Annotated in this window: 1 protein-coding gene; it reads left to right on the top strand. The window is 70.9% G+C overall.

Annotation, left to right across the window (positions count from 1 at the left end; all coding sequences use genetic code 11):
• Positions 1-28: 28 nt before the first annotated feature.
• Positions 29-11,089, top strand: coding sequence for a non-ribosomal peptide synthetase (locus tag WS69_RS29085; RefSeq protein WP_082716593.1), 11,061 nt, complete (start codon positions 29-31; stop codon positions 11,087-11,089).
• Positions 11,090-11,094 lie beyond the last annotated feature (5 nt).

The following is an 11,094-nucleotide window of genomic DNA, read 5'->3' as shown; positions in this document are numbered from 1 at the left end:
CTCCATCTCCCACCCTGGATTCGACTTCATGACTCAAGCCACGCCGCACATGCGGACCATCTCGCTCCGATACGCCGCGCTGCCGCCCGAACGGCGCGCCGCCTTCCGGCAACGGGTCGTCGCTCAGCAAATCGATCCCGCCACGCTGCCGATCGTGCCGATCGCGACCGCCGGCGACGACGCGCCGCTGTCGTTCGAACAGGAGCACCTGTGGTTCCTGTGGAAGCTACAGCCGGACAATCCCGCCTACCACATGCCGGGCGCCATCGATCTCGACGGCGACCTCGATGTCGCCGCGCTCGCGGCTGCATTGCGCATCGTCTCGCAGCAGCACCAGAGCCTGCGCACCCGGTTCGTCCGGCAACCGGACGGCACGTTGCGCCAGACCGTCCGCGACGCGCCGCTGCCGGCACTCCGGCTGCACGACCTGCGCGGCGCTCCGCAGACGCTCGACGAAGCGCTACGGCACGCGGCCGTCGAGTCGTTCGATCTCGAATCCGGCCCCCCGCTGCGAGCCGACCTGTTCCAGATCGGCGACGCGCGGCACGTGCTGTTGCTGACGCTGCACCATGTCGTCACCGACGGGCATTCGATGACCGTGCTGATCGGGGCGCTCGTGCACGCGTATCGCGTCGCGACGAGCGGCGAGCCGGCGCAACCCGAGCCACCCGCGCTGCAGTTTCGCGACTGTGCGGCCTGGCAACGCGAATGGCTCGACGACGACGCGCTGCAGGTGCATCTCGACTACTGGCGCGCGCAACTGGGCACGAACACGCCGCCGTCGCCGCTGCCATTCGATCGGCCGCGACCGTCTCACGCCACCGGCGCCGGCGCACGCGTACAGCGCGACATCGATGCCGCGCGGCTTGCTCGCCTGCAAAGCCGGGCCGCCGCGCACGACGCGACGCTCTTCATGGCGCTGCTCGCTGCGTTCGGCGTGCTGCTGTACCGCTACAGCAGCGCGACCGACCTGCGCATCGGCGTGCCTTCGAGCGGGCGCGACGATGTCGGCACGGAAAACCTGATCGGATTTTTCGTCAACACGCTCGTCGTGCGTCAGCACGTGACCGGCACGCAGACATTCGACTCGCTGCTCGTGCACACGCGCCAGACGCTGCTCGACGCGCAAGCGCACCGCGCACTGCCGTTCGCGCGTCTCGTACAGGCGCTGCGCGCGTCGCGCACCGACGACGCGCCGCTCTTTCACGCGATGTTCAGCATGCAGCACAGCGACCGCGCGGCGCTCGCGCGGCTGCCCGGGCTGACGGTCGCTGCGCGGCCGGTCGAAACCGGCAGCGCGCAGTTCGACCTGTCGTTCAATCTCGTCGAGCACGCGCACGGCGCGCGACTGAACGTCATCTATGCCACCGAGCGCTTCGACGCGTCCACAATCGAACGGCTCGCCGATCACTACCTCGCGCTGCTCGCCCAACTGGCAAACGACATGACGCACCGCATCGCCGACCTGCAGGTCGGCGATGCGGTGCGAGCGCGGCCGGCCGCCGGGCTCGCGGACGGCGCGCCTCCGCCGCGCGACGTGCTGCAGCGGATTGCCGACCACGTGCGGCTGCGTCCCGACGCGCCCGCGGTCACCACCGACGCCGGCACGCTGACTTACCGCGAACTCGACAGCTGGTCGAACCGGATCGGCTCGCGAATCGTCGCGCAGCTTCCCGCGAACCGGAAGGCCGACGCGCACATCGGCCTGTGCACCGGCCGCTCCTCCGCCCTCGTCGCCGGGACGCTCGGCATCCTGAAGGCGGGCGCGGCCTACGTGCCGCTCGATCCGCGCTATCCCGCCGAGCGCCTGCACGATACGCTGCTCGACGCCGGCGTGCGCAGCATCGTCGCCGACGCCGAAGGCCTCGCCGCGCTGGGGGACTGGGCCGCCGCGCGCGGGATGACGATGATCGACGCCACCGCGCTGCAAGACGCGTGCGGCGCCGACGCCGCACCGCCGATGCCGCACGCCGCGCCGCATCCGGAGCAGCTCGCCTACATAATCTATACGTCCGGCTCGACCGGGCGCCCCAAGGGCGTGGGCATCACCCATGCCAATCTCGCGCGCCTGTTCGACAGCACGGCCGCGCACTTCCGCTTCGATGCGCAGGACGTGTGGACGCTGTTCCATTCGCACGCGTTCGATTTTTCCGTGTGGGAACTCTTCGGCGCGCTGGTCCACGGCGGGCGGCTGGTGGTCGTCCCGTACTGGACGACCCGCGATCCCGCCGCGATGCAGCGCCTGCTGCGCGAGCAGCGCGTGACGGTGCTGAACCAGACGCCGTCCGCGTTCGATGCGTTGATGAAGGCAGACCTCGATGCTCCCGAAACATTCGGCGACGTGCGCGTCGTCGTGTTCGGCGGCGAGCGGCTGGAGCCGGCCGCGCTCGCCGCGTGGCAGCACGCCCGCGGCGCCGGTGCGCCGGCACTCGTCAACATGTACGGCATCACCGAAACGACCGTACACGTCACGCATCGCGCGCTGCACAGCGACGATATTCACGGCGCGTCGAGTGCGGCGGCAAGCCCGATCGGCGACGCGCTCGGCGATCTTCAACTCCATCTGCTCGACGCGGATCTGAACCCGGTTCCGCCGGGCGCGACGGGAGAACTGTATGTCGGCGGCGCAGGGCTTGCACGCGGCTATCTGAATCGCGCGGCGCTCACCGCCGAGCGCTTCGTGCCCGATCCTTACGGCCGGTCCGGCGCGCGCCTCTATCGTTCCGGCGATCTCGCGCGACGGCTTGCGAACGGCGAGCTCCGTTATCTCGGACGTAACGATGCGCAAGCGAAGCTGCGCGGCTTCCGGATCGAACCCGGCGAGACGCGCGCGGCGCTGCTGAATCATCCGAACATCGCCGCGGCCGAAGTCGTGGTGCACGACCATCCGCGGCGCGGCGCGCAACTGGTCGCCTACCTGGTGGCGCGCCGCGCCATCGCAACGTTGCGGCGGGATGTGCGCGAGCACGCGGCCGCTCGCCTGCCCGCACATATGGTGCCGTCGGCCTATGTCGTGCTCGACGCGATGCCGCTGACGATCAACGGCAAGCTCGATCGCCGCGCGCTGCCCGTGCCGGACGACGCTGCTTTCGATGCGCCTGCCGGCGACGCCGCCACGCCGCTGACGGCGACCGGTCTCCGCCTCGCGGCCCTCTGGCGTGACGTACTGGGCGTCGATCGCGTCGAGGCCTGCGACGACTTCTTCGCACGCGGCGGCCATTCGCTGCTGGCCATTGCGCTCGGAGCACGCATCGAGCAGACGTTCGGCGTACGCCTGCCGCTGCGCGCGTTCTTCGATCATCCACGGCTCGATGCGCTGGCGGAGCGGATCGACGCGGCTGGCACGGTCACGCCGGCATCGCGGCAGCCGATCGCACGACGCGACGCATCGGAGACGCGCGTGCCGCTGTCGCATGCGCAGGAGCGTCTGTGGTTCCTCTGGCAGTATGACCCGCGCGATACCGCGTACACCATCACCTGCGCGGTCAATCTGCATGGCGCGCTCGATGCCGCGGCGCTGCGCCGGGCCTTCGACGCGCTGTCGATCCGGCACGAAGCGTTGCGCACGTCGTTCGGCGAGGAGAACGGTGTCGGTTACCAGCAGATTCACGCGCTGCCGCGTTTTGCATGGACCGAGCACGATCTGCGCGCGAATCCGGCGGACATGCGCGACGCCGCTGTCGCGACGCTGTGGCAGCAGGCCGCGCGCGCGCCGTTCGACCTGACGGACGGCCCGCTGCTGCGCGTCACGCTGACCCGCGCCGGCGACGCTCGTCACGTGCTGCACCTCGCGCTGCATCACATCATCGGCGACGGCGAATCGCTCGATCTGATGATCGACGAACTGGCCGTGCTGTATCGCACGGCGTGCACCGGCGGCGACCTGGCCGCCGCGCTGCCGGCGCCCGATGCGCAATACGGCGACTACGCATGCTGGCAGCGCCGCCATGCCGACAGCGCCGAACTCGCGAACCAGCTCGACTACTGGCGCGGGATGCTCGGGAACGACGACGCCGTGCTTGAACTGCCGCTCAGCCGGACCCGCGCCGCGCAGCGGCAACGCAGGCTCGGCCGCATCGTGCGCACGATCGACGCCGCGCGCCTACGGGCGCTGCGCGATCTCGCGGCGTCGCATCAGGCCAGTCTTTTCATCGTGATGCTGGCCGCTTTCGACGTGCTGCTGCAACGCTATGCCGGCCAGGACGGGATTCGCGTCGGCGTGCCGGTCACGGGCCGCACGCACGCCGACACCGGACGCACGGTCGGCTGCTTCGTGAACACGCTCGTCATGACGGCGAACGTCGGCGCCGCGGATACATTCGCTGCGCTGATCGCCCAGGTGCGGCAACGCGCGCTCGATGCGCAGGCGCATGCCGACCTGCCGTTCGCACGGCTCGTCGAGGCGCTGCAGCCGAATCGCGCGCTGAACACCTCCCCGCTGTTTCAGGTGATGTTCAATTACCAGCAGGCGGCGGATGTCGCTCAGCCGATTCCCGGATTGCGCATCGAGCCGATGGCCGCGCAGGCGGATGCGGTGCAGTTCGACCTCAAGCTCGACGTGACAGGCGCGGCGGACCATGTCCGGCTGCATTTCGATTTCGCGGACGATCTTTTCGCGACGCGCATGATCGAGCAGATCGCTGACCATTTCGTCGAAACGCTGGATCGGGTGATCGCGACGCCGGGTATCGAGCTGCGTTCGCTAGCGCTGGGTGCGCCGGCGCGTACCGCCGTGCCGCTCGACGGCCATGCGTTCGTGCCCGTCGCGCAACGCATCGCCGACATGGCCGCGTCGCACCCCGGCCGGATCGCACTCGTCGGCGAAGCCGACTCCCTGACCGGTCCCGAACTGCTCAACTGGGCTTCCGCCATCGCCGAGCGCCTGCGCGCCTATCGCGTGCAGCCCGATGCCTGCGTCGCCGTCTGCCTCGAGCGCACCCCCGCTCTCATCGCCGCCATGCTCGGCGTCTGGATGGCCGGCGCAGCCTATCTCCCAATCGATCCGGCCTATCCTCAAACCCGCATCGCCGCCATGCTCGCCGATGCCCGGGTCGCTCACGCCGTCATCGATCAGCATCCCGCCGCTTTCGACAAGCTCGCCGTCATCCATCCGTCCGCACTGCGCGGCGCAGCGGCCCATTCGCGTTTTACGCCTGCTCCGGTCCACCCCGACCAGCTCGCCTACGTCATCTACACCTCCGGCTCCACCGGACAACCCAAGGGCGTCGGCGTCACCCACGGCGCGCTCGATCGCCTCGTCGCCAGCATCGCCCGTCGGCCCGGCCTGCGCGACGGCGATCTCTGGCTCAGCGAGTCCGCCCCCGTGTTCGACATCTCCGTGCTCGAGTTCTGTCTCCCCCTCGTGCGCGGCATTCCCGTCGAACTCGTCTCCGCCCACACCGCACGCGACGGCATCGCGCTCGCCCAGCGCCTCGACGCGTCCCGCGCCACCGTCTTCCAGGCCACCCCCTCCGGATGGCGCATGCTCGTCGAAGCCGGCTGGCGAAACGATCTCAACGTCGCTCATCCGCCGCTACTCGGCCTCAGCGGCGGCGAAGCCCTCCCCGACGATCTCGCCTCCGATCTCATCGCGCGCGGCGTGACCCTCTGGAACCTCTACGGGCCCACCGAAACCACCATCTATTCGGCCGGCGCACCCGTCCTCGACGGCCAGCCCATCACCCACGGCGATCCGCTGCCCCACACCGTGCTGCGCGTCTTCGACCAACACGGCCTCCCCGTCCCCGACGGCGGCCTCGGCGAACTCTGCATCGGCGGCGCCAACCTCGCCCGCGGCTATCTCGGCCGACCCGGCCTGACCGCCGAGCGCTTCGTCCCCGATCCCGACGGCCCCCCGGGCGCACGCCTGTACCGCACCGGCGACCTCTGCCGCCTGCGCGAAGACGGCCGCCCCGAGCCGCTCGGCCGCCTCGACCAGCAGATCAAGCTGCGCGGCTTCCGCATCGAGCCCGGCGAGATCGAAACCGCGCTGCGCGCCTGCGACGGCGTGAAGAACGCCGCCGTCGCCCTGCACGGCGAAGCGCCGCGGCAGCAACTCGTCGGCTACGTGACCGGCAATGCCGATAGCGCCGCGCTTCGCGCACAACTGGCCGACACGCTGCCCGCCCACATGCTGCCGTCGGCCATCGTCACGCTCGACGCTTTCCCGCTCACGCCCAGCGGCAAGCTCGACCGCCGCGCGCTGCCCCACCCCGCCTGGCAGGACGACGACACTCCCGCCGTCGCCCCGCGCTCGCCGCGCGAAGCCGCCCTGCTCGACATCTGGCAGTCCGTCCTCGGCCACCCCGTCGCCAGCGTCCACATCAACTTCTTCCAGGCCGGCGGCGACTCGATCCTGAGCCTGCAGCTGATCTCGCGGCTGCGCAGCGCGGGCTGGCATCTGACGCCCAGGCAGATCTTCGAGCACCCGACGATCGCGCAGCAAGCACAATTGATGACGGCGCGTCGCAGCGGCACGCCCGATGCGATCGAGCGGCACGACCTGCTGCCGCTGACGCCGATCCAGGCGGCTTTCTTCGCGAAACATCCCGACGGTGAATCGCACTGGAACCAGTCGGTCCTGCTCGATGCGGCCGGCCCGCTCGACGTTGCGCGCCTGGATGCCGCGCTGGCCGCGCTGGTCCGGCGCCACGACGCGTTGCGGCTGCGTTTCGTGCGCGACGACACCGGCTGGCGCCAGCGCGTGATCGAGCACGAAGATGCGCCGCTGCTGCAGTCCGTCTCCATCAGCCCGGCCGACTGGGAGCACGCGCTGGCAAGCGGCGGCGCGGCAATCCAGCAAAGTCTCGACATCGAGCACGGCCCGTTGCTGCGCGCCGCCTGGTTCGAAGCGGGCCCGCGTCGCCGCCTGCTGATCGCGATCCACCATCTCGCGGTCGACGGCGTGTCATGGCGCGTGCTGCTCGACGACCTGCGCGCGCTGTACGCCGGCGCGCCGCTCCCCGCGATCACGATGCCGTGGAGCGCATGGGTGGCCGCACAGGATGGTGGCGCGAACCACGAACAGGCCGAAACGGACTACTGGACCCGGACACTGCGCGACGCGCGGCACGCCTGGCGCGACACCGTCGCCCCCGCGGCCGACCGCCGCCTCTCGGCCAGCCGCACGATCACCACGGCACTCGACGCCGATACGACGCGACGCCTGCTGCAGCATACGTCGCACGCGTATCGAACCCGTCCGGACGACCTGTTGCTGGCCGCGCTCGCGCACACGCTGCGCGAGTCGTCCGACATCGGCGCCGACGACGCGCCGATCCTGATCGAGCTCGAGGCGCACGGCCGCAGCGCGCCGCTCGACGACTGCGATCTCGACCGCACGGTAGGCTGGTTCACGGTGCAGCATCCGTTTGCGCTGCCGCACGCGACGACGCAGACCGCCACGCTGATCGCCGTCAAGGAGTCGCTTCGCGCCGTGCCGGCGCACGGTTTCAATTTCGGCCGCCTCCGCTCGGCCGGCCGCCTGCCGGCAAGCGCCGATGCATGGCGCCACGCGCAGGTGCGCTTCAACTATCTCGGGCAGTTCGACCAGGCGCTTGCCGCAGCCGCGAACGGCGCGCCGGACGAACCGCGCCTGCGCTTTTCCGCAGACTTCGCCGGTGCGCCGATCGCCGGTCACGACACGATGGATCATCGGCTCGACCTCACCGCCGTCGTGGTGGACGGCGCGCTCGACCTGCACTGGCGCTTCAGTCCCGGCCTGCTGGCGCCGGCGTATGTCGAGCGGATCGCGTCGCAGGCCGCGCAGACGCTGCGCGCACTGATCGACCATTGCGCCGCGGCGCCTGCCGGCGCCACCGCCGCCGATTTCCCGCTCGCGCGCTTGCGTCAGGACACGCTCGACGCGATGCGGCTGCCGCTCGGCGACATCGAGGACATCTATCCCGCCACGCCGCTGCAGCAAGGGTTGCTGTTTCACAGCCTGCTGAACAAGGGCGCCGGGATGTACGTCAACCAGTTGCGCCTGACGATCGACGGCGCGCTCGACTCGCAGGCATTGCGCCTCGCATGGCAAGACATGCTCGACCGCCACCCGGTCCTGCGCACGCACTTCGAACTCGGCCAGGAAAGCGGGCCGCTGCAGGTCGTGCATCGCCATGTCGAGCTTCCTTTCGCGGCGCACGATTTCAGCGAGGCCGGCGCCGATTACGATGCCCGGCTCGCCGCGTGGCTCGCATCGGACGTGCGCGCCGACTTCGAGCCGGGCGCGGCGCCACTGATGCGCGTCACCCTGTTCGCGCGGCCCGACGGCGCGCACGATCTCGTGTGGACGAGCCATCACGCACTGCTCGACGGCTGGAGCAGCGCGCAATTGCTGGCCGCGCTCTGCGCCGCCTATCGCGTCCGCGCGGGCGGCGCAGAGCCGCCTGCGGACACGGCCGCCGCCACGCCGTACCGCGATTACGTCCGGTGGCTGATGCACGACGCGGCCGCGCGCGACCATGCCGGCTGGTGGCGATCGCTCGCGGCCGACGCCGACGAAGCGGCGCTGCTCGCGCCGGCGCTCGCGCGCCCGCGTTCGCCGCGGCCCGGCTCGCACGATACGTCGACCCGGCTCGACGACACGCTGCACGCGCGCTTACTGCAGGCGGCGCAACGCGCGCAGGTCACGCTGAATACGCTGATGCAGGGCGCGTGGGCGATTCTCGTCGCACGATACGGCGGGCGGCGCCGGGCGGCGATCGGCGTGACCGTGTCCGGGCGCCCGGCGGACCTGCCCGGCGTCGAGCGCATGACCGGCCTCTTCATCAACAGCGTGCCGCTGTGGGTCGATGTTCCCGCCGGCACGCCGGCGACGGACTGGCTGCGCGGCCTGCAGGCGCTCAACCATGCGCTGCGCGAGCACGAGCACACGCCGATCACGCGCATCCAGCAATGGACCGGCCGCAGCGGCGACAACCTGTTCGACACGCTGTTCGTGTTCGAGAACTATCCGCTCGACCAGATCGCCGGCGCGGACGACGACGGCCTGTCCATTCGCAGCGTGCTGAGCGCGGACCGCACCCATTACCCGCTGACGCTCGCGGTGCTGCCCCGCACCCGGCTCGACCTGCAATGGTCGTGGGACGGCGAATGCTTCGAGCGCGCAACGGTCGACGCGCTCGCGGCGGATTACGCGCGGATCCTCACGCAACTGGCGGACGCCGTGACGGAACGCGCAACCGCATCCGACGGCCGCGCCGCCGTGCTCGGCGACATTGCGCTATCGGGCGGCGCGCTCGATTCGCAGCCGCAGCGCGTCTACGACTTCTCGCCGGTGATGCCGCGCTTCGCCGCTTGCGCGGCACGGCAGCCCGATGCCGTCGCGATCGCCTGCCGCGGCGAAACACTCGGCTACGGCGAGCTCGATGCATGGAGCGACCAGCTCGGCTGGCAACTGCATTGCGCCGGCGTGCGCGCCGACGAGCGCGTCGGCGTATGCGTGACGCGCGGCGTCGGCCTGCCCGCCGCGCTGTTCGGCATCTGGAAAGCGGGCGGCGCGTACGTGCCGCTCGATCCCGTGTATCCGCCCGAACGCCTGCGCGACATGCTCGACGACGCCGGCGTGCACCACGTCGTCGCCGACGATGCGTGCATCCGCCAGTTGGGCGGATGGTTCGCCGGGCGCCGCGTGATCCGGGTCGAACGCGACGCGAGAGTCGCGCCGGCGCCCGCCGGCTGGCAGCCGCGGATCGAACCCGGTCAGCTCGCGTACGTGATCTACACGTCCGGATCGACCGGCAAGCCGAAGGGTGTCGCGCTCAGCCATCGCGCGCTGAGCCTGCACCTCGCGGATTTCCAGTCGGTCTATGCGATCGGCGCACAGGATGTCGTGCTGCAATCGTCGACGATCAATTTCGACGTCGCACTGCACGAATTGCTGCCCGCCCTGCTGCAGGGCGGACGAGTCGAGATGCGCGGCCCCGACGCATGGGACATCGACTCGCTCAATGCGACGCTCGTCGGCGCCGGCATCACGTTCGCCCGCATCCCCACATCGCTGTGGCGTCAATGGCAACTCGCCGCGCCGCCCGCCGATGCACTCGCGGCGTTGCGGCAGATCACCGTCGGCGGCGAAGCGCTCGCCGGGGACGCACTCGCGCGCTGGCAAGCGGGGCCGCTCGCCGGCATCCGTCTCGACAACCTGTACGGCCCCACCGAGACCGCCGTCGCCGCTCTGCATCACCGCACCGGCCCGGCCGACGCGACGCACGTGATCGTGCCGATCGGGCGCCCCTACCCGGGGCGCGGCGTCGCGCTGCTCGACGAAGCCGGCCTGCGCGTACCGCATGGAGGAATCGGCGAGCTGTGCATCAGCGGCGACTGTCTCGCGCGCGGCTACCTCGGCCGCGCGGCGCTGACGGCAGCGCAGTTCGTGCCGGACCCGGACGGCCCGCCCGGTTCGCGCCTCTATCGAACCGGCGATCTTTGCCGCCTGGACGCGGACGGCACAGCGCAGTTCCTCGGCCGGATCGACCAGCAGATCAAGCTGCGCGGCCAGCGCATCGAGCCCGGCGAAATCGAGGCGACGCTGCGGCAGTGCACAGGCGTGACGGACGCGCTCGTCGCGCTCGATGGCGAACGCGAGCGCGAGCGCCTGGTCGCGTACGTCGTGGGCGACGCCGCCCCCGCGTCGCTGGCGCACGCGCTGCGCGCCCGGCTGCCGGAAGCCTGGGTGCCGACTGCCTTCGTCACGCTCGACCGGCTGCCGCTGCTGCCGAACGGCAAGCTCGACCGCCGCGCGCTGCCCGCGCCCGAATCCGCTGCGGACGCGCAGCCGGTGGCGCCCCGCGATCCGGTCGAGCAGGCCATCGCCGACGTCTGGCAGGACGTGCTGGGCGTGTCGACGGTATCCGTGCACCACAACTTCTACGAACTCGGCGGGCATTCGCTGCTCGCAGTGCAGATCGCCGCGCGACTCACGCGCACGCTGCAGCGGCCGGTCGCGCTGGCGGCCGTGCTCGCGCAGCCCACGGTCGCGCGGCTGGCCGCGCACCTGGCCGACGCCGCCGATGCCGACGCGCATGCGCGGCAGGCACACGCCGCGCAGCGCGACACGATGAAACAGCTGCTGGCCGAACTGGATTGAGACCC

Origin of the sequence: Burkholderia sp. BDU5 (assembly GCF_001522845.1) — a bacterium.
Classification (GTDB): Bacteria; Pseudomonadota; Gammaproteobacteria; order Burkholderiales; family Burkholderiaceae; genus Burkholderia; species Burkholderia mayonis.
This window is presented reverse-complemented; position numbering and strand designations above follow the sequence as displayed.

Bases quoted from the DNA above. Each gene is read 5' to 3' on its own strand.
- WS69_RS29085 (WP_082716593.1), top strand. From the start codon at position 29: ATGACTCAAGCCACGCCGCACATGCGGACCATCTCGCTCCGATACGCC.